Source organism: Bradyrhizobium sp. URHA0013 (genome assembly GCF_000518345.1).
Taxonomy (GTDB): domain Bacteria; phylum Pseudomonadota; class Alphaproteobacteria; order Rhizobiales; family Xanthobacteraceae; genus Bradyrhizobium.
In genome coordinates, this window is record NZ_KI912426.1 from 1171556 (window position 1) to 1191410 (window position 19855).

Below are 19855 nucleotides of genomic sequence, written 5' to 3' on the forward strand. Positions count from 1 at the left end.
GGCCGTCTAAGCCTAAAGTCGTAGGACCGGAGGGCGCGGAGCTGGGCATTTTCGTCCCTCACATCGTGAGGGATGGAAATCGGACGACACATGTTCCATGCTGGCCTCCAAGCCTCGGCAAGAAGGCCCACCGTCACAATCCATCAGGGTAGGAAATCATGAAAAGACGAGATTTCATCAAGGTCACCGGGCTTGGTGCGGCGGGTGTCGCGACGCTCGCCGCTCCAGCGATCGCGCAGACAACGCCCGAGATCAAATGGCGCATGCCGACGAGCTGGCCGAAATCACTCGATACGCTCTATGGCGGTGCCGAGATGATGGCCAAGATGGTCGCGGAAGCGACCGACAACAAATTCCAGATTCAGACATTTGCCGGCGGCGAGATCGTGCCGGGCCTCCAGGTGCTCGATGCCGTGCAGAACGGCACCTGCGAAATCGGCCACACCGCGTCCTACTATTATTTTGGCAAGGACCCGACCTTCACCTTCGGATCGTCGGTGCCGTTCGGACCGAACATGCGCATCAACCAGGCCTGGTACACACTGGGCGGCGGCAGGGAGATCCTCAACGAGTTCTACAAGAAGTACAACGTCGTCTCGCTGCTTGCCGGCAACACCGGCTGTCAGATGGGTGGTTGGTTCCGCAAGGAGGTCAAGACGCCCCAGGACTTCAGCGGGTTGAAATTCCGCATCGGCGGCTTCGCCGGAAAGGTGATGGCCAAACTCGGCGCGGTGCCGCAGCAGATCGCCGGAGGCGACATTTATCCGGCGCTGGAGAAGGGCACCATCGACGCCGCGGAATGGGTCGGACCGTATGACGACGAGAAGCTCGGCTTCGTGAAAGTCGCGCCGCATTATTACTTCCCGGGCTGGTGGGAAGGCGGGCCCATGCTTCTCGCCTTCGTCAACCAGGACAAGTGGAATGCGCTGCCGAAGCACTATCAGAGCATCCTCGAGCAGGCAGGGCACTACGCCAACAACTGGATGATGGCGAAGTATGACCAGGCCAATCCGCCGGCGCTGCGGCGCCTGCTCGCGGCCGGCGCCAAGCTGCATCCGTTCTCGCCCGAGGTCATGCAGGCCTGCTTCAAGGCGTCAAAGGAGCTGCACACCGAAGTCTCGGCCACCAATCCGGACTTCAAGAAGGTCTATGAATCGCTGACCGCGTTCTCGAACAACGGATATCAGTGGTTCCAGGTCGCCGAAGTCGGCTATGACAACTTCATGGCGCGCAATTCGCAGAGCTGATCGCCGGGAGCGATCCGCCTAAACGAAAAAAACCCGGAGCGAAAGCTCCGGGTTTTTGCGGCGGGCCGGGCGCTATTGCTTCGGCTGGCCGAAGTCGAGCGGCGGCAGATCGATCTGGGGAATGTCGATCTTGATGCTGTTGGGATCGACTGTGGACTGCACGCCCTTGTAGTGCATCACCATCGACGGGAACGTGATCACCAGCAGCACCATGATGAGCTGGATGACGACGAACGGAACCGCGCCCCAATAGATCTGTCCTGTCGTGACCGGCTCCATGCGTTTGCCGGTGACGCGATCGGTATAACGTTCCTTTGGCGCGACCGAGCGCAAATAGAACAGCGCAAATCCGAACGGCGGGTGCATGAACGACGTCTGCATGTTGACGCCGAGAATGACGCCGAACCAGATCAGGTCGATACCGAGATGCTCCGCCGCGGGCCCGAGCAGCGGGATCACGATGAAGGCGAGCTCGAAGAAGTCGAGGAAGAACGCCAGCACGAACACGAACGCGTTGACGAAGATCAGGAAGCCAACCTGGCCGCCGGGTAGGGAGGTCAGCAGGTGCTCGACCCAGACGTGGCCACTGACGCCGTAGAAGGTGAGCGAGAATACGCGTGCCCCGACCAGGATGAAGACGACGAAGGCGGAGAGCTTTGCCGTCGATTCGACGGCCTGACGAACGAGGTCCCAGGTCAGCCGACGTTTCATGGCACCGAGAATGAGGGCGCCGGCTGCGCCCATCGCACCGCCTTCGGTGGGCGTCGCGACACCGATGAAGATCGTGCCCAGCACCAGGAAGATCAGGAACAGCGGCGGCACCATCACGAAGGTGGTCTGTTGCGCCATCTTCGAGAGGAAACGGAAGCCCGTGAGCTTGTCGATGGCCCAGTTCGCGATCGCGACGAAGAAGGCGAAGAGGATGCCGAAGAACATGCTGAGCACGACGAAGTCGGCGCCGTGGGTCTCCGAATTCCGCATCATGAACCAGCCAAACACGCAGCTCGCCAGGAACAGCACGCCCAGCGACCTCAGGCCGCGGTCACCGCTTTCCTCGCGGAAGCCGATGGCTTCCTTCGGCAGGCCCGGAGCGGCGTTCGGGAAAATCAAGGTCACGAGGAACGCGTACCCCGCGTAGAGGGCCGCGAGCACCAGGCCCGGAATGAACGCGCCCTCGTACATGTCGCCGACCGACTTGCCGAGCTGGTCGGCCATCACGATCAGAACGAGCGAGGGTGGAATGATCTGCGCCAGCGTGCCGGAGGCCGCGATGATGCCGGTCGCCACGCGGCGGTCATAGCCGTACCGCAGCATGATCGGCAGTGAGATCAGGCCCATCGAGATCACCGAAGCCGCCACGACGCCGGTCGTCGCCGCGAGCAGGGCACCGACGAACACCACCGCGTAGGCGAGGCCGCCGCGGATGGTGCCGAACAACTGACCGATGGTGTCGAGCAGATCCTCCGCCATGCCGGAGCGCTCGAGCACCAGTCCCATGAAGGTGAAGAAGGGAATGGCGAGCAGCGTGTCGTTGTTCATCACGCCGTAGACGCGCTCCGGCAGGGCCTGGAGAAAGTCCGGGTGGAATTGTCCGAGCTCAACGCCGATGATGGCGAAGAACAAGCCGACGGCGCCGAGCGAAAATGCCGCCGGATAGCCGAGCAGCAGCACGACGACGAGCGTCGCGAACATGATGGGCGCCAGATTGGCGATAATAAACGCGGTCATGACTTCCCCCTAAACCGTCGCCAACGGCTACTTCTTTTCGATCGCTTCGACGAGGTGCTCGACCTCGGCCTCCAGTGCGGACACCTGCGACTCGTGTGGGTCCGGGATCATGCCGCGCATGATGGCGATCCGCTTGATCAGCTCGGAGATGCCTTGAACGAGCAGGAGGGCGAAGCCGACCATGATCAGCGACTTGGCCGGCCATTGCGGCAGGCCGCCGGCGTTGCCGGATTGCTCGTTGATCTGGAGCGAGCGCAGGAAGAACGGTACCCCGGTGACGATCATGACAACGGTCAGCGGGATCAGGAAGAAGATGTGCCCGATGATGTCGATGATGTTGCGAGCCCGCTTCGGCATCATGCTGTTGAAGATGTCGATCCGGATGTGCTCGTTGTCGAGCAGCGTCCAGGACGCGCACAGCAGGAACACGATGCTGAAAAGCACCCATTGCAGCTCGAGCCACGAGTTGGAGGACGTGTCCAACGTCTTTCGAATGATCGCATTCAGCGCCGAGATGATCACGGCGAGCAGGATCAGCCAAGCCAGACGCTTGCCGGTCCAACGTGTGAACGCGTCAATTCCATTGCTCAGCTTCAGGAGCGCTTGCAAGATTGGTCCTCCCCGATTTGCCCCGGCCGTCTTGACTGCGCCGAGTGGCGCGTTGGCTTGTCTCGCCGCGCAGGCATGAGGCAGCCGCACCAAACCAGCGAGTTTGCCGCCAGTCAATCGGAAGTTTGTTGATAGTTAAGGGGAATAAGCCGCGGCCGGCAGACCGATGCTAGCCGCCGGTGACGCTCATGTGCCTGCTGACGCTGGGGCGGTCGTGGCGGCGGTCGATGATGAAGTCGTGGCCCTTGGGCTTGAGCCCAATGGCGCGGTCGATCGCATCCGCAAGCAGCGAATCGTCGTCCGATGCACGCAGAGGTTTGCGCAAATCGGAGGCATCCTCGTGGCCGAGGCAGGTGTGCAACGTTCCCGTGCAGGTGACGCGCACGCGATTGCAGGATTCGCAGAAATTATGAGTCATCGGGGTGATGAAGCCGAGCTTGCCGCCGGTCTCGGCGATGCTGACATAGCGCGCCGGCCCGCCGGTGCTCTCGGCCAGATCCGTCAGCGTGAACTGCTGGGCGAGGCGCGCGCGCACCAGCGACAGCGGCAGATACTGATCGATCCGTCCCGATCCGATCTCGCCCATCGGCATGACCTCGATCAGCGTCAGCCCCATGCTCTTGCCGTGGGCCCAGCGCATCAGGTCGGGAAGTTCGTCCTCGTTGAGGTTCTTCAGCGCAACGGCGTTGATCTTGACCGCGAGGCCCGCAGCGCGCGCCGCCTCGATGCCCTCCAGCACCTTGTCGATCTCGCCCCACCGGGTGATCTCGCGAAACTTCTGCGGGTCGAGCGTGTCGAGCGAGACGTTGATGCGGCGGACGCCGCAATCGGCGAGCTCGCTGGCGTATTTCGCAAGCTGGGTGCCGTTGGTGGTCAGCGTCAGCTCGCTCAGCGCGCCGCTCTTGAGATGCCGCGACAGCGAGCGCACCAGCGTCATCACGTTGCGGCGGACCAGCGGTTCGCCGCCGGTGAGCCGCAGCTTCTTCACGCCCTTGGCGATGAAGGCCGAGCAGAGCCGGTCGAGTTCCTCCAGCGTCAGCAGGTCCGCCTTGGGCAGGAACGTCATGTCTTCCGACATGCAGTAGAAGCAGCGCAGGTCGCAGCGGTCGGTGACGGAGACGCGCAAATACGAGATGGTCCGTCCGAACGGATCGGTCATCGCGCTCGACAGCGCGGCGCGGGGGCTCGGGTAAAGTCCGTTCATACCAAATGCCTTGTCACTTGCGGCAACGCGAGCAGTTTTGCTTCGGCGGCGTCCTGGAAGCAATCTAAGCATCGAACGCGTCAGAGACAATTGGGGGGATGACGGAGGTCAGCGCTTGCCGGTGTTCGGATCGGGGAACGGCGAGCCCGCGGCCGGTGCGGCAGCAGCCGGGGCAGCGGCGGGCGCCACCGGTTTCGGCCTCTTCGGCCGGTGCGGCTTGCGGACCGGTTTCGGCGGAACGGCCGGCTGGAGCTCCGCGAAAATCGGGTTGGGGTCGGTGGTGACCGAGGCGGGGGTGGTGAAGTCGCCGGGATTCCTGATGACATTCACCGGCACGCTCACCGGCTGGTATTTCGGCAGCGCGAAAGCGACCGTGAAGGGGACCTCGGGGGCGGGAACCGAGACGGAGCAGGGGGTCTTGCAGCCTGCACCCAGTGAGGTCGTGGCGTCAGCGCCCGGGGGATTGGATTCGAGCCGGACCTGAACGGTCGGCGGGGCCGATTTGAACATGTCCCAGGAAGTCGAAGACATTGAGGAGCAGCCGGCAAGACTTGTTGCCCCGATGACGCTTACTCCAGCTAACGCAAACGAGATGACACGACGCATGACATCCACCTAGTGCGACGAACCGCCACATCCCCGGGCGAAGTTAGGAGCGTCGTTCTAAGCAAGCAACCGGCCGGCCGCGCATAGTTAGTAGATGGTTAACGCGGGATTCTGCGGAATAATCAAGATATTTCAGCTACTTGAGAGCTTCCTGCGCAGTCATCAGGCTGCTGGCGGCGGCCGGAAGGTCGCGCATGTGGTGGATCAGCCGGTCCGGCTTCAGCTCGGCGATCGGCACGTCCGTATAGCCGAAGCTGACCCCGATCACGGGAACTCCGGCGCGCCGGGCCACGCCGACATCGGGTCCGGCATCGCCGACCATGATGCTGGCTTTGACCTCGCCGCCGGCCCGCGCCACCGTTTCCCGGAAAATGGTCGGATCGGGCTTCTGGACGCCAAAAGTGTCAGCGCCGCAGATCGCCGCGAAGCGCCGGCTCAGGTCGAGCTGGTCCAGCAGGCGCTTCGACAACCATTCCAGCTTGTTGGTGCAGACGGCGAGGCGATGGCCCTGGGCCGCAAAATGGTCGAGCGCGGCCTCCAGCCCCTCGAAGGGCCGGGATTCGACGGCGATATTGTCGGCGTAATAGGCGATGAAATCGGCCGTCATCCGGTCCATGTCGGCAACCGTGACGCTGCGGCCCTCGGCTTCCAGCCCCCGCTCGATCAGCTTGCGGGCGCCGGCGCCGATCATGTTGCGGGCCGAGGCCATCGGCACGGGCGGCAGCCCTTCGCGGTCGAGCACGTAATTGAGCGCGGTGATCAGGTCGGGCGCCGTATCCACAAGCGTGCCGTCGAGATCGAAGACGATGGTGTGGGAGGGGATCATGGCCCAGCGCTACCGGCCCGGCCCCGCCCGCGCAAGGGCCGACGCCATAAGATCACCTTATAAGGTGGGCCCGGAGGCCTGTTCCCCCAGACCCTGTTCTCCGAGGGAAAACGAGGCTACACAGGCCGCCGCGAGCCTATGAGGCAGCACACTCGTAATTCAGGGACGGCGCAAACGTGAACATGGACCAGTTGAAGCGGCAGGCTGCGGCGCGCGCCCTCGAGGACGTCCGTGACGGCATGCAGCTCGGGCTCGGCACCGGCTCGACCGCCAAACATTTCGTCGAGCTGCTCGGCGAGCGGGTCCGCGCCGGACTGAAAGTGATCGGCGTGCCGACCTCCGAGGCGACGCGCCTCGATGCAATTCGCTGCGGCGTGCCGCTGACCACGCTGGACGAGATCGACCATCTCGACATCACCGTCGACGGCGCCGACGAGATCGACACAGAACTCAATCTGATCAAGGGCGGCGGCGGCGCGCTGTTGCGCGAGAAGATCGTGGCGGCCGCCTCGGATCGCATGATCGTGATTGCCGACGACACCAAATGGGTGCCGACACTCGGCCGCTTTCCGCTGCCGGTCGAAGTCATCCCGTTCGGGCTCGGCGCAACGCGACGCGCGATCGAGAAGGCGTTTGCGGAATGCGGCGTTTCCGGGCAGATGGCGGTCCGCAACGGCAAGGACGGCCACGTTTTCGTCACCGATGGCGGCCACTGGATCGTCGATGCCCAGCTCGAAAAGATTGAGGATCCCGCCCGCCTCGCCACGGCGTTGAGCGCGATCCCCGGCGTCGTCGAGCATGGTTTGTTCATTGGCTTGGCCAGCTCGGCTGTTTTGGCCGGTGGCGAGGGAATTCGCGTGATTGAACGGCGAAAGCCGAAAGGAGACTAGGAATGAAGAGCGTTTTGAAATTGTTGCCGGTCGTGACCCTCGCTGTGGGACTGGCCCTCTCGGTCGCCCCGGCCGGGGCCCAGCAGGCAGCGGCGCCGAAATCGTCGCCGGCCGCCGTGGCGGCGGCCAAGGAGATCCTGACGATCAAGAACGCCAGTGCGATGTACGCCAACGCCGTGCCTGGCCTGGTCGATAAGACCAAGATCGCGCTGATCCAGCAGAACCTCAACTACCAGAAGGACCTCACCGAGGTCGCCCAGATCGTAGCCCAGCAGCTCAAGGGCCGCGAAAGCGAAATCGGCGATGGCATGGCGCAGGTCTATGCCAGCGAGTTCACCGAGCAGGAGCTGAAGGATCTCGTCACTTTCTACAAGTCGCCGCTGGGCAAGAAGCTGATCGAGGCCGAGCCGCGCGCCATCGGGCTGAGCATGGCCTTCATGAACTCCTGGGCCCAGAACTTCTCCGAGACCGTGATGGGCAACTTCCGCGCCGAGATGCGCAAGCGTGGCAAGGAAATCTGACAGTCCCTATCTGATCAGAATCCGGATCATGTTCTGAAGAGGTCGGAGTGGACAATGGCTGAATTCGACGTCGACCTCTTTGTCATCGGTGGCGGTTCGGGCGGCGTGCGTGCCGCCCGCATCGCGGCCGGTTACGGCGCCCGCGTGATGATCGCGGAAGAGTACCGCATGGGCGGGACCTGCGTGATCCGCGGCTGCGTGCCGAAGAAGCTGTTCGTCATCGGCTCGCATTTCCGCCATGAGATCGAGGACGCCGCCGGTTTTGGCTGGACCGTTCCGCCTGCGACCTTCGACTGGCCGACGCTGATCGCCAACAAGGACAAGGAGATCGCGCGTCTGGAGGCGGCTTATACCGCCAATGTCGAGAAGTCAGGCGCGCAAATCGTCAAGAGCCGCGCGGTGATCGAGGACAAGCACACCGTCCGCCTGCTCGAGAACGACAAGAAGATCACCGCAAAATACATTTTGATCGCTACCGGCGGCGCGCCCAATCATGGCGCTCCGATTCCCGGCATCGAGCACGTGATCTCCTCCAACGAGGCGTTTCACCTGACCAGGCTGCCGAAGCGGATCGTGATCCAGGGCGGCGGCTACATTGCGCTGGAATTCGCCGGCATCTTCGCCGGCTTCGGCTCCGACGTCACAGTCATCTATCGCGGCGACAACATTTTGCGCGGCTTCGATGAGGACGTTCGCGCCCACGTCCGCGCCGAGATGGAGAAGCAGGGCATCACCATCCTCACCGGCTGCACGGTGGCGAAGGTCGATCGCCATGGCGAGGAATTCACCACCCATCTGTCTAACGGATCGAGCCTCGCCTCCGACCAGGTGATGTTCGCGATCGGCCGCCATCCCGCCGTCGCCAATCTCGGCCTGGAGAAGGCCGGCGTCGCCATCAACCCGCGGAACGGCGGCATCGCGGTCGACCATTTCTCGAAGAGCTCGGTCGACAGCATCTATGCGATCGGCGACGTCACCCATCGCTTCAACCTGACGCCGGTCGCGATCCGCGAGGGCCACGCGTTCGCCGACACCGTGTTCGGCAAGCGCGAGGTGCAGGTGGATCACGCCAACATCCCGACCGCCGTGTTCTCGCAGCCGGAGGTCGGCACCGTCGGCCTCACCGAGACCGAGGCGCGCGCGCAATTCAGCCATGTCGACATTTACAAGACCACGTTCCGCCCCATCAAGGCGACGATGTCAGGCCGCGATACCCGCGTGCTGATGAAGCTCGTCGTCGACGGCGCCTCCGATCGCGTGCTCGGCTGTCACATCGTCGGCGATGCCGCGGCCGAAATCACGCAGGCGGTCGCGATTGCGGTGAAGATGAAGGCGACCAAGGCCGATTTCGATGCGACGATCGCGCTGCATCCGAGCGCGGCCGAAGAGCTCGTCACCATGCGCACACCGACCGCACGCCACGTCCGCCAGGCGGCGGAGTAACTCCGCTCAGCCGTAGAGGTAACCGACTGGCTTGCCCTCGGTGCGCAGGGGACGGATGTCCTTCTGTGTGATGATCTGACCGGCGAGGCCGTCGATCTCGTCGCGTTGCGTCGGCGTCCAGCTGCGGAGGTCGTTCATGCCTTTGAGGAGGCCGAGCCGAAGGACCTGCGTGTTCTCACCCACGCCGACGAGACTTGTGGCGTTCTTGCCCGCTGTCACCACATCGCCGGCCGTGAGCTCAAAGGTCTCACCAGTCTTGTTCTTGAATTCGGCCGTGCCGCGGATGACGCGGTAGATCACGACCTCGCCCCTGGCGAAACATGTGGTGTCCGCTGCTGCCGACGTGCTCTTGGGCAGCAGCGATTGGCCGCGCGGGTCGGTTGCGATGATGTTGCCGGTGACGAGATGGCCGCTCGGGACTTCGATCCCGATATCGCGCACGTAAACCGGCATGGCCGATTTGACCGGGCTGTCGGTGAGCGGCTTGAACAGGGCATCCAGCGCCAGCGGGTCCTGGAGCCAAAAACCTGCGACCGCAGGGCGATCATGGAGAGAGTGGCTCCATGCCACACGCGGCGTCTCGTCTTCGTTGATCTGATCCGGGCCGACAATGGTCGGGTTTGGAAAGGTCGTCGGATCGGTGATGAAGGCTTCGAGGAATTTGCCGGAATAGCCCATGGAGATCGGATCCGGCGCCACCGTTTGTGGTGTCTTCAAATTCTCTTCGGTCGACAGTCCCGACCAGGTGTAGAACAGCTGGCGGTGCACGATCGCGCTTTGCAGCATCACCGCGCCGGGGCCGACATTGTAGAAGCGCCCGTCATAATCGAAGGTGAACGCGCCCGAGGTGACCAGCACGAGCTGAAAGCCGCCCGGTGGCAGATGAAGGTGGAAATCTGTGGGACCGGTGTCGGGCAGATAGATCGGCAGATTGGTCGCGACTTCGTGCAGCAGGAAGGTTTCGTTGTTGGCGTGAAAGCCCTCGTTGGCGCGATTGTAGAGGGCTTGCGGCCGGTACGTTGCCTCGAACGTCGCATTCCGGTCGCGGTCGATCGCCACAAACTCCTGAGCGTTGAGGCGAAGGGGGGCGCCGTTCGGACGGGTGAGGCCGGTGATTTTGAGATCGCCGGCGGCATGCACGTTCATGGCATTCTCCGATTCTAGACCGCTCACCCGGTCTCTCGGCGCACGCATCTTGCTGCTGCAATCGGGAGAGCAGGGATCAGGCCTGATGCTGCCTTGCGAATTCTGGGCCAGTCGAGGAGCCGCGCGGCACGGAGGCTTCGCGACGAGCCGCCACGCGAGGAAAAATCGAGGTTGCACCTGAGGTTAGCTGACACGCTTCGCCAGCCTGCATGGCCATGTTCGCCCGGTCTGCAAACCTGACGACGAAACGTGTCTTGTCTAATTTGTCGGCATCCTGGCGCGGACGTGCAGCCGCGCCGATCAGAGGAAGTCGGCGGCCGGATTTCTGAAGCCGTTCATTCGAAAGATCGACGGAGGGTCCGCTCGGGCTTGCCGTACGGGCTGTCAGCCCATTTCGCCATGTCCACTGCACGCGCCTCGATGAGCTCGCACCACAGGCAGCTGAGCTCCGCGCGACCTTTGGCCGAGAGCATCGGAATGAGGCCATGGCCACAGCCGGCGCAACATTTGACGCGATTCATGGTTCTCTCCGCGACTTTCCGGATTCAGGAGCGACATCGTTGCTCCCGAAGCTTGCGCGGGCGCTATGAGGGCGCAGCGACGCCTGCGGCCGGGGTGCTCGTCCCCGAGATCGTCGCGTCTGCGATCCAGCGCGACACCGCGGCGATGTCCTCCGCATTGTCGCGGAAGGCACGAAGCTGGAATTCAGCCGAGCTGCCACGTTCGACGATGGTACGACAGTGTTCGACCTCGGCGGCGCAGTTCAGCGCGGCGGCGTCTTCGGCGATGTCCTCGATCACGCGGGAGAGCAGCTCGGAGATCTCGACCGGCCCGTCCTTGGAGGCAAAGATGCAATCGGTGCCGTAGCGCTGGGCGCGCCATTTGTTCTCCACCGCGATCGCGCGTTCCACCGCGGTGACCTCTTTCGACAGATGAGGCCGCAGGTAGAGATAGCGGGTCAGGCAACGATAGAGCGAGGCAATGGCAACGGCGTCATCGACGAAGGTGCAGGTATCGGGCGCACGCAGCTCGAGCGTCGGGTGCTTCATGGAGGGGCGCATGGCCCACCAGATGTGGCTTTCATCGGGGATCACGCCGGAGCGCTGCAACGCGCCGACATATTCGTCGTAATCCTGCCTGCTCTCGAACAATTCTGGCAGGCCGGTGCGCGGCAGCTCGGAATAGGCGGCGAGCCGATAGCCCTTCAGCCCGGTCTTGTGTGAATTCCAGAACGGGGAGGAGGCCGACAGGGCGATAAACAACGGCAGATGCGGCAGCATCGCTCGCATCACCGCCATACGCTTCTCCGGATCGGGCAGCTGGACGTGGACATGCATGCCGCACATCAGGTTGCGGTGGCCGATGCTGCGCAGATCCTCAATCATCTCCTCGTAGCGCGGCTTCGGGCTCGGCTGCGACATGCGCCAGACCGCGGTCGGATGTGTGCCGCAGGCCATGATCACGAAGCCGTATTGTGCCGCGACGTTTGCGACTTCGCGACGCAGGAAGCGAAGCTCTTCGCGCGCGTCGGCGACGTCGACATGAACGTTGGTGGCGACCTCGAGCTGCGACTGCAACATCTCCCGCATCGCCTGGCCGCCGGTGGACCAGTTCGCAGATTCGAAAAGCTCATTCGGGGTCTGGATCGCGACCTCAAGGCTGCGCCGATCGGCGAGGAAGTATTCCTCCTCGATGCCGAACGAATATTCCGCGGCTTTGCCGCGTCCGCCGGCGGAGCGAATGACGAGGTGCTGCTTGTCTTCCGAGGAATCGAGCCGCAGAAGTTTCAAAACGTCTGATGCGAATGTCATTGTGCCACCCGGCCAAGGTATTTACCTGCGGGCGATAATCCTTCTGACAGGGGCGGGTTCCGCGTCGGCCCCACCGGAAATTGCAAGGTCGAACGGAACAATTTTCGCGCTTTCGGACGCACGTGCGACCAGCGCGTGATTCGGGGGCACTTCTGTCCAGTCCGTTTCCTTGTCGAACGGCTCGGACACCACGATGACCTGGCCGCCGGCCTCGCGGAAATACAGCGTGTTGGCGGCATCGTTGACGGCGACCCGGAAGGCATAGAGATCCCGGCCGTTGGCGATGGCGCTGGTGAAGCGCAGCCGCTCACGAAGCTCGCCTTCGTTGACGAGGCCGACGAGGGCTCGCAGCACGCGATGCGTTGCGCCGAGCGGATCGGCATCGAGTCCCGCGCCCATCATGGCGAGAAACACGGCTTCCGAATCGGTCGTGCCTGTCCGCGAGGGATAGTAGGCATCGGGGATCAGCGCCTCGACCTTGCGCCGCAGGCGATTCCAGCTGCCGACGAAGCCGTTGTGCATGAACATCCACTGGCCGCAGGCAAAGGGATGGCAGTTCTGCCGCGTCACTGCCGTGCCGGTGGCGGCGCGCACATGAGCGAAGAACAGATGCGAGCGCAAATGGCGGCAGAGGTAGCGGAGATTCTCGTCCGACCAGGCCGGGCGTGTTTCACGATAAAGACCAGGCTCCGGATGCTCGCCGTACCAGCCGAGACCAAAGCCGTCGCCATTCGAGCCGGCGGTCGACTGGAGCGAGCGGATGCTTTGCGCGATCAGCGAATGCTCGGGCTCGGTGACGTAGGGTTCGAAAGACGTGGTCTCGCCCCGGTATGCGATCCAGCGACACATGGGAATCCTGTCAGGAGATGCTTGCTGAAATGTATCAACGAACCTGACAGGACGATGGTTCCCGACAGCGAGTGTCGGGAACCAGGTGGCCACTACACCGGAACCGGAATCAATGGCGCAACTTCGCGATCATCTGCATTCTCGCTAGCTGCGAGACCTTGTGCGACGCCGACGCGGTCGGCCTCGGGACGGTTCTGGCTCATCTTGCGCTTGCCTTCGAACCGCACGACGGGAATGCGCACGCCGACGATTCCGCGCAACTGCGCAGCGATGAAATCCGCAGGGGCATCCGTAACGGCCCAAGGCCTGGCGCGCGATCCTTCGTGCCTGTTCGTGAGCCGCGTCACGGCCTCGAGCAGGCGCTCGGGCTCCTGGAAGAATTCGACTGGGCCGTAGGCATGCACGGCGACGTAGTTCCAGGTCGGCACGACCTTTTCGGTTTCCTGCTTGGTCGCGTACCAGGACGGCGTCACATAGGCGTCGGGACCGCCAAAGATCGCCAGCGCATCTCCGATCGGCGGCAGTTTCCATTGCGGATTGGCTTTCGCCACATGTCCGTACAGCACGCCATGCTCGCCTTCGCCCTCGTCGAGAAAGAGCGGCAGCGGCGTGGCGACCGGGCCTTCGCTGGTGGCCGTGACCAGACTGGCGAGGCGCGCGCCGTGAATGGTCGCCCGGATGCTCTCGATGTCGTCCTTGAAGGCGGGAGGGATGTACATGGTCTATCTCCGATGTTGGTCTGGAGATAGCCGGAATCTGGCCTGTAAGAAACGGCCAGTTATCGTCTATTTGATCAGTCCAGTTCGGCGACGGCCTGTGCAAGAAGCCTGCAGCCGCGCTCGATCTGTGACACCTCCAGTGCCGAATAGCCCATGACGAGGCCGATTGTCTTCCGCGGTCGGCGAGGTCCGACGAACAGTGCCGAGACGGGATAGATGCCGACGCCCTTGGCATGGGCCGCCTTGATCAACGCGTCCTCTCGCTTCTGCGGCAGATTATCGAACCACGCCACGATGTGCAGGCCGGCGGCAGTGCCCTCGATCCGGACGCGATCCCCGAACCGGCGGCGAAGCGCGTCGAGCAGCGTGCGCTGGCGTTCGGCGTTGCGCCGGCGCACGCGCCTGATGTGGCCGTCATAGGCGCCGCTTTCAAGCATCGACGCGAGGGCATCCTGTTCGATCAGCGGCGTGTGCCGGTCCATGATCTGCTTGGCCGCGGCGAACAGGGATCGCAGGGCGGCGGGCACAACAAGATAGCCGATCCGCAAGGTCGGCGAGAGCGTCTTGGAGACGGTGCCGAGATAGATCACATTGCCGCCGCCTGCCAGCGCGTGCAGGGGCGGGATCGGCTTCGTGTCGTAGCGATACTCGCTGTCGTAATCGTCCTCCATCACGTAGGCGTCGTTTGCCCTGGCCCAGGCGAGCAATTGGTCCGGCGTCCGATCGGCATGACGCCGCCGAGCGGATATTGGTGCGACGGCGTGACATAGGCGAGGCGGGCTTCGACGCCGTCGAGCCGCGTGGTCTCCAGTCCATCCGCGTCGACCGGGATCGGGATCGTCTCGGCACCCGTCGCCGCAAAGGTGTGCCGCGCCATTTGGTAGCCGGGATCCTCCATCACGAAGCGGTCGCCGGCATCGAGCAGCAGGCGCGCGCAGATGTCGAGGCCCTGCTGCGAGCCATTGACGACGACGATCTGATCGACCTCGCAGCGGACGCTGCGCGACCGCCAGAGATAGCCTTGGAGTGCGGTCCGCAGCCGCAGCGCGCCGCAGGGATCGTCATAGGCCAGCCGCTCGGGCTTGCGCGCCATCGCGGCAGTCACGGCCTTCTTCCAGGCCACTACCGGGAAATCCGACGGCGCGAGCTCGCCATAGCGGAAGTTGGCGACGAGCCCGCGCGGCGGCTCGGTCCAGCGCGGCGGGTCTTGAAGCAACCGGTCCCCGAAGGCCGACAGCCGCACCTTCCGCGCCGACGCTCGCGACACTATGCGCGCGTGTCCCCGCTCGACGACGGCGCGGGCCACCCGCGGCCGCGCGCCATGGCGTGTCTCGATGAAGCCCTCGGCGGCGAGCTGTTCGTAGGCGATCGTGACGGTCGAGCGTGCCACGCCCATTTCGCCGGCCAGCGCGCGCGAGGACGGCAGCAACCCGTCGATCCCGTACACCCGCGCCAGGATCTGATCTCTCAAGGCCTCGTAGATCTGGCGCGCGCCCATGCGGTCGGCACGGAGAGCAGGATTGGTCTTCATCTGGATCATCCACATTCCAAGCCGGCATTCGCCCGAGCGGACGATGTCGGAATGTGGTTCTAGTCCCGTTCGCCGAGAGTTTCGACGTAAGCCTTGCCGTAGGGATGAAAATGCTCCTTGCGGCCCTGGTCCCACAGTGCCCTGAGGCCGGGCGCCGCGATGTCCCAATCCGGCCGGCACTTCATGCCGACTGCCCTGAGGTCCTGGCGGAGTTCTTCGACGGTTGGACGGCCGAAGAACCAGTAGCCGTTATAGATCTTGTGAATGACAAGGCCGGGCTCGAGCACGACCACGTGCGGAATCATCGGATTATGGACGGGGTCGGTGTATTCGGCGATGTCGAGATCTTTCTGAACGAGGCGCCGCGAATCCGAGAGGAAGGGCCAGTGCGCTCCGACGCCGCTGCGATATTCACTGGTCTGGATGATATTGTCGGTCGTGATCGTGACCATCCGGCAATAGCCCACCTCCATTTCGCGATGGAGTTGCAGCAAGCCTTCGGCCTGGCGGCGATCCTTGGGACAAAATCCACCGCGGCCGAGCACGAGCACCATCGGATCGCCCGCCTGCAGCTCGGAGAGCTTTCGATGTTTGCCGGTGTGGTCGCTGAGCTCGTAATCAGGGAAAGTTACTCCCGGTATCATGTCAGGTCGCATCACGCTCTCCCAGTTTTACAGATCAATCACGACGTCGTTTCGGGGCCGTGAGCAGCAGATCAGGACATTGCCGTCCGCAGGCGGATCGAGCGGATCCGGCGCATAGTCGACCGTCCCCGCGATCAATCCGCTCTCGCAATTATGGCAGACGCCGGTCCGGCACGACCAGCGCACGGGGACGTCGCAAGCTTCGGCCAATTCCAGCAGGCTGGCGTAGGCCGGTCCCCAGCACACGTTGAGGCCGCTGCGGGCGAACGAAACCATCGGGCCGGGGCCAGGAGCGCCAACCGGCGAGTGCGCTCGCTTCTGCGGGGAGGACGCTATGCCGGGCGTCAAGGATGGTCCGGCGCCGAACAATTCGGTGTGGATGCGATCCGGTGCAATGCCCAGCGTGGCGAGGCCAGCTTTCAGATCGCTCATGAAAGCTGCCGGTCCACACACATAGAAATCGCCGTCGCGGGGCACGCTCAGCGTCTGGAGCAGGCGTCCGTCGAGATGTCCGGCTGTATCGAACGCCACATTGAGACGATCGTCCGGGTCAGGCGCGCTGTAGCAGACGTGGCTATGGTGACGAGAGAGCCCACCTAGCAACTCGCGCGCCTCGGCGGCGAATGCATGTTCGCGGCCGTTGCGGGTGCCGTGCAGCCACCACACGTCCCGCGTCGTCCCTTCGGCGGCGAGGGCGTGGAGCATTGCGAGTACCGGGGTGACGCCGATGCCGGCGCTCAGCAGGACGACGGGGCGCGCATCTTGCCGGAGCGTGAAACTGCCGCGTGGCGCACCGAGCTGCACGGCAGCGCCGTCCACCAGCTCGTCGGCGATGTAGCGGCTGGCGGCGCCGTGCGCTTCGCGCTTGACGCTGATGCGATAGGACGCGGCATCGGCGCCGCTCGAGAGCGAATAGCTGCGCGTCATCGCCTGCGCAGCGGAAGGTTCGAGCCTGATGACGACGAATTGACCGGGCAGGGCGGCCGCCACGGGATGTCCGTCGGCGGGTTCGAGGATCAGCGACGTCACGTTGCCGCTTTCGGCGATCTTGCGCGCCACGCGAAATGAGCGGAATCCGCGCCAGGCCGGAGGAGGGCTCGCCGCCGGCCCAAGTCCGGCGTTTCCCGCGATCTTGTTGTCCTTCTGCTGCTCGAGCAGCGCCGCGAATGAACGCTGCCACCCGCGGCTCAGCGCGGGAATCCGCAGCGCGCGCTCCAGGCGTTCGCGCGGATGCGGCGGCAGGTAAAGCAGCGCATTGACCTCAAACACGCTCATGCGCTCGGGTCCCACAGCGATCTGCTTGATCTCGTCACCGGCTTCGACGTCGCCTTCCTCGAGCACACGGAAATAGAATCCGGGCCGCCCGTGCCTGACCAGCAGCGCGGCCATGTCCGGCTCGTCCATGCGAATGCCGAGCCGGTAGCAGGTGACGCGCGGCTGCGTCACTTCGAACAGGGCAGAGCCGATCCTGTAGCGGTCTCCGATGCACACGTTGGTGTCGGCTAGGCCCTCGACCGTAAAGTTCTCGCCGAACTGGCCATGAACGAGGTTCGATCGACCGAGATGCTCCTGCCAGTACCGATAGGATTCGTCCTGATAGACGAATACGGCACGATGTTCGCCGCCATGACCGGCCGTATCGCCCTGGCCGTCGCCATCGATGTTGAGCCGGCGCACCCTGCGCGGGCCTGTGACCTGCGCCTTCCAGATGCCGGTGTGAACGGTCCGACCCTGCCAGGCGACGTCGCGCGGCAGGCCGACATTGATTGAAAGCAGACGTGCCATTGCGTGTTCCCGATCTGGCTGCGCGGTTCTGCCGTCATCCTTGCAGCAAGAGGGCGTTTTTGGCTCGTTAGTCGTTGTTAGAGGTTGCGAGCAAGCCTTGCCACCGGCGGCCCTGAGGCCAATCTGAGATGGCGTAACGCCAACGCAATCGGGACAACGGGAGGCCACGATGGATGATCAGGGCAAGCTGGCCGCGCTCCAGCGGCATTGGGACGCTTCGGATGCGAACGATTTCGAGGCCGAGCACGACATCTATCGCGGGGACGCGGTGCTCGACTATCCGCAATCCGGCGAGCGCATCCGCGGTCGCAGCAACATCCAGCAGAGCCGGTTCGTGCAACCGAACAAGAAGCGCTTCACGGTTCGGCGAATCGTCGGCGGTAACGATCTCTGGGTGAGCGAATTCGTGCTGACCTATGACGGGGTGCCGTCTTACGTGGTGAGCATCATGGAATTCCGCGACGGCCTGGTGGCGCACGAGACGCAGTATTTCGGCGACAGGTTCGAGCCCTCGCCCTCGCGGGCGCATCTTGTCGAGCGGGTGGAGTAACACACGGAACCCGATGCGGCGGCTGGTCGCAGTCGCGTCGCCTTGATTCCGACAGTCCCATCTTTATGTGTGGAAGGAACAAGAATCCGGGCCCCTCTGGCGAGGACGCCGACGCTGTCGGCAAACCTCGTGATGTCGGATGACCTGTCCCGCGCCAATGCGATGGATCGGCCGATCGTCGGGCCTTCTTGAGAGTCTCTCCGACCCAATCGTCCCCATCGCAGCTCCGTGCGGTCATTTCGCAAGATAAGGGAGCAACGATGTCCGACGCCAAGCATTCCAATCCGATCGAAATCGAGATCACCGAGCCGTCCAGCCTGAACGAGCAGGCTGCGGTGGCGCTGGTGATCGTCGGCGCGCTGGTTGCGGTTGCCGACCGCCAAGTTTCGCCGGTCGAACGCGACGAGGTCGTCCGTTTCATCCGGGATCGCAAGCTCGCACCGCACATATCGGAGGACCGGCTCTACGCCATGTTCGACGAGCTTGCCGAACGACTCGAGGAGCCGGATTTCGCCAATGTGGTGATCGAGAATTTGCGTCCGGTTTCGGACCTGCCGCTGTCGGCTCATTTGATGGAACTGTCGGAGCGCGTCGCGGCCGCCGACGAGGACGTGCATCCCCACGAAGTGCAGGCGATCAAGCTGTTGCGCCTGCTGACGCTGGTGCTGCCGCGCGCAAAGCAGGTGGCGCCGGGTGCAGTGCGGGCCGAACAGCGCATCGCCGCCGAGGAGTAAGCATGAGCGTAGTTTCGGACGAAGATAAGACAGGGACTGCGGGTGCTACCGGCCAGATGGCAGGCGGCGACCCGCGCCTCGACAAGCTCGTCCGTCGCCTCCCGCCACGCATGGGTGACACCGTCACCTATCTGCTCAAGCCGTCCAGCCGCTGGGTGAGAATCCCCTCGGGCGCGCTGCTTATTGTCGGCGGCGTGCTCTCGTTCCTGCCGGTGCTCGGAATCTGGATGCTCCCGCTCGGCCTCGCTTTGCTCGCAGAAGACGTTCCCGCACTGCGATCCTCGCGCGGCAAAGTTTTGGATTGGGTCGAGCGGAAGAAGCCGCAATGGCTCGATCCTGCCGCACCGAAAAATGACCAATCATGACTGAATTCATCACCACCGAAGCGCTGACCGCGCTGCTTCAGGTCGTCCTGATCGACCTCGTGCTCGCCGGCGACAATGCCGTCGTCATCGGCCTTGCCGCAGCCGGCCTGCCGGCCGAGCAGCGCCGGCGCGCCATCGTCGTCGGCATCATCGCCGCCACCGTCTTGCGCATCGTCTTTGCCGGCGTCGCGACCCAGCTTCTGCAAGTGATCGGGCTGTTGCTCGCCGGCGGCGTGCTGCTGCTCTGGGTCTGCTGGAAGATGTGGCGGGAGCTGCGCGAGCAGTCCGCGCATGCGAACGAGCTCGCTTTCAGCCATGGCGGCAGCAGCGCTGCTCCTGCCTCCCGAAAGACCTTCAGACAGGCGGCCGTGCAGATCGTCGCCGCCGACGTCTCGATGTCGCTCGACAACGTGCTCGCGGTCGCGGGCGCTGCGCGCGAGCATCCCTACATCCTCGCCTTCGGACTGTTGTTGTCGGTCGCGCTGATGGGCGTCGCCGCCGATTTGCTCGGCCGCGTGCTCCAGAAGCAGCGCTGGATCGGCTATGTCGGCCTCGCCATCATCGTTTACGTCGCCTTCGAGATGATCTATCGCGGGTCGCTCGAGCTCGCGCCTGTGATCGCGAGTCTCTGAGGCAACGTGCCTGTC

At 63.8% G+C, this 19855-nt stretch carries 19 protein-coding genes and 1 pseudogene; 8 read left to right on the top strand and 12 right to left on the bottom strand.

All coding sequences use genetic code 11. The annotated features are described in order from the left end of the window. Positions 1–158 precede the first annotated feature (158 nt). Positions 159–1247: a TRAP transporter substrate-binding protein gene (locus tag N551_RS0126000; RefSeq protein WP_027569406.1), complete on the top strand. Its 1089-nt coding sequence runs from the start codon at positions 159–161 to the stop codon at positions 1245–1247. Between the two features lie 72 nt (positions 1248–1319). Here N551_RS0126000 and N551_RS0126005 read toward each other — a convergent pair whose 3' ends face one another. The 5 genes from N551_RS0126005 to N551_RS0126025 all read right to left on the bottom strand — a co-directional run bounded on the left by N551_RS0126005 (position 1320) and on the right by N551_RS0126025 (position 6220). Next, positions 1320–2975 (bottom strand): TRAP transporter large permease subunit, encoded by a 1656-nt coding sequence (locus tag N551_RS0126005; protein ID WP_027569407.1) that lies wholly within the window; start codon positions 2973–2975, stop codon positions 1320–1322. 27 nt (positions 2976–3002) lie between these two features. Then, on the bottom strand, positions 3003–3584 hold the full coding sequence (locus tag N551_RS0126010; RefSeq protein ID WP_027569408.1) for a TRAP transporter small permease subunit: 582 nt from the start codon (positions 3582–3584) through the stop codon (positions 3003–3005). Between the two features lie 169 nt (positions 3585–3753). Further along, the gene (gene moaA / locus N551_RS0126015) at positions 3754–4788 is read right to left on the bottom strand and encodes a GTP 3',8-cyclase MoaA (RefSeq protein WP_027569409.1); all 1035 of its coding nucleotides are present in this window, start codon (positions 4786–4788) and stop codon (positions 3754–3756) included. Between the two features lie 108 nt (positions 4789–4896). Then, positions 4897–5394 (bottom strand): hypothetical protein, encoded by a 498-nt coding sequence (locus tag N551_RS0126020; RefSeq protein WP_027569410.1) that lies wholly within the window; start codon positions 5392–5394, stop codon positions 4897–4899. Between the two features lie 136 nt (positions 5395–5530). After that, entirely contained in the window at positions 5531–6220 is a 690-nt protein-coding gene (locus tag N551_RS0126025) for an HAD-IA family hydrolase (protein ID WP_027517257.1), read from the bottom strand. A 176-nt stretch (positions 6221–6396) separates the two neighbouring features. Between N551_RS0126025 and rpiA the strand changes: the two genes are divergently transcribed. Genes rpiA through gor form a run of 3 tightly spaced genes read left to right on the top strand, consistent with a single transcriptional unit; the run spans position 6397 to position 9074 of the window. Next, complete coding sequence (gene rpiA / locus N551_RS0126030) at positions 6397–7110, top strand: ribose-5-phosphate isomerase RpiA (protein WP_027569411.1); 714 nt, start codon at positions 6397–6399, stop codon at positions 7108–7110. Between the two features lie 2 nt (positions 7111–7112). Beyond that, positions 7113–7631 carry a DUF2059 domain-containing protein gene (locus N551_RS0126035; protein ID WP_027569412.1) on the top strand — a complete coding sequence of 173 codons (519 nt, stop codon included), beginning with the start codon at positions 7113–7115 and terminating at the stop codon, positions 7629–7631. Between the two features lie 54 nt (positions 7632–7685). Further along, positions 7686–9074 carry a glutathione-disulfide reductase gene (gor, locus tag N551_RS0126040; RefSeq protein ID WP_027569413.1) on the top strand — a complete coding sequence of 463 codons (1389 nt, stop codon included), beginning with the start codon at positions 7686–7688 and terminating at the stop codon, positions 9072–9074. A gap of 6 nt (positions 9075–9080) precedes the next feature. Here gor and N551_RS0126045 read toward each other — a convergent pair whose 3' ends face one another. The 7 genes and pseudogenes from N551_RS0126045 to N551_RS0126080 all read right to left on the bottom strand — a co-directional run bounded on the left by N551_RS0126045 (position 9081) and on the right by N551_RS0126080 (position 17559). Next, entirely contained in the window at positions 9081–10220 is a 1140-nt protein-coding gene (locus N551_RS0126045; RefSeq protein ID WP_027569414.1) for a hypothetical protein, read from the bottom strand. 584 nt (positions 10221–10804) lie between these two features. Continuing rightward, positions 10805–12031, bottom strand: coding sequence for a carboxylate-amine ligase (locus N551_RS0126055; protein ID WP_027569416.1), 1227 nt, complete (start codon positions 12029–12031; stop codon positions 10805–10807). Between the two features lie 21 nt (positions 12032–12052). After that, a complete protein-coding gene (locus N551_RS0126060; protein WP_027569417.1) occupies positions 12053–12880 on the bottom strand; it encodes a class II glutamine amidotransferase in 828 nt (275 codons plus the stop codon). 92 nt (positions 12881–12972) lie between these two features. Beyond that, complete coding sequence (locus N551_RS0126065) at positions 12973–13599, bottom strand: FMN-binding negative transcriptional regulator (RefSeq protein ID WP_027569418.1); 627 nt, start codon at positions 13597–13599, stop codon at positions 12973–12975. Positions 13600–13673: 74 nt separating this feature from the next. Next, positions 13674–15139, bottom strand: a pseudogene (locus tag N551_RS36270) (PLP-dependent aminotransferase family protein). A gap of 50 nt (positions 15140–15189) precedes the next feature. Further along, positions 15190–15786, bottom strand: a complete 597-nt coding sequence (locus N551_RS0126075; protein WP_027569419.1) for a redoxin domain-containing protein — start codon at positions 15784–15786, stop codon at positions 15190–15192. A 15-nt stretch (positions 15787–15801) separates the two neighbouring features. After that, complete coding sequence (locus tag N551_RS0126080; protein ID WP_027569420.1) at positions 15802–17559, bottom strand: MOSC and FAD-binding oxidoreductase domain-containing protein; 1758 nt, start codon at positions 17557–17559, stop codon at positions 15802–15804. A gap of 169 nt (positions 17560–17728) precedes the next feature. On the opposite strand from N551_RS0126080, the gene N551_RS0126085 reads away from it, so the two are divergent. From N551_RS0126085 to N551_RS0126100, 4 genes are all read left to right on the top strand, one after another. Next, entirely contained in the window at positions 17729–18109 is a 381-nt protein-coding gene (locus tag N551_RS0126085) for a nuclear transport factor 2 family protein (protein WP_027569421.1), read from the top strand. Between the two features lie 260 nt (positions 18110–18369). After that, positions 18370–18843, top strand: coding sequence for a tellurite resistance TerB family protein (locus N551_RS0126090; RefSeq protein ID WP_027569422.1), 474 nt, complete (start codon positions 18370–18372; stop codon positions 18841–18843). A 2-nt stretch (positions 18844–18845) separates the two neighbouring features. Beyond that, positions 18846–19208, top strand: a complete 363-nt coding sequence (locus N551_RS0126095) for a hypothetical protein (protein ID WP_027569423.1) — start codon at positions 18846–18848, stop codon at positions 19206–19208. Beyond that, positions 19205–19840: a TerC family protein gene (locus N551_RS0126100; RefSeq protein ID WP_027569424.1), complete on the top strand. Its 636-nt coding sequence runs from the start codon at positions 19205–19207 to the stop codon at positions 19838–19840. Before N551_RS0126095 ends, N551_RS0126100 begins: the two co-directional genes overlap by 4 nt. Positions 19841–19855: the final 15 nt, after the last annotated feature.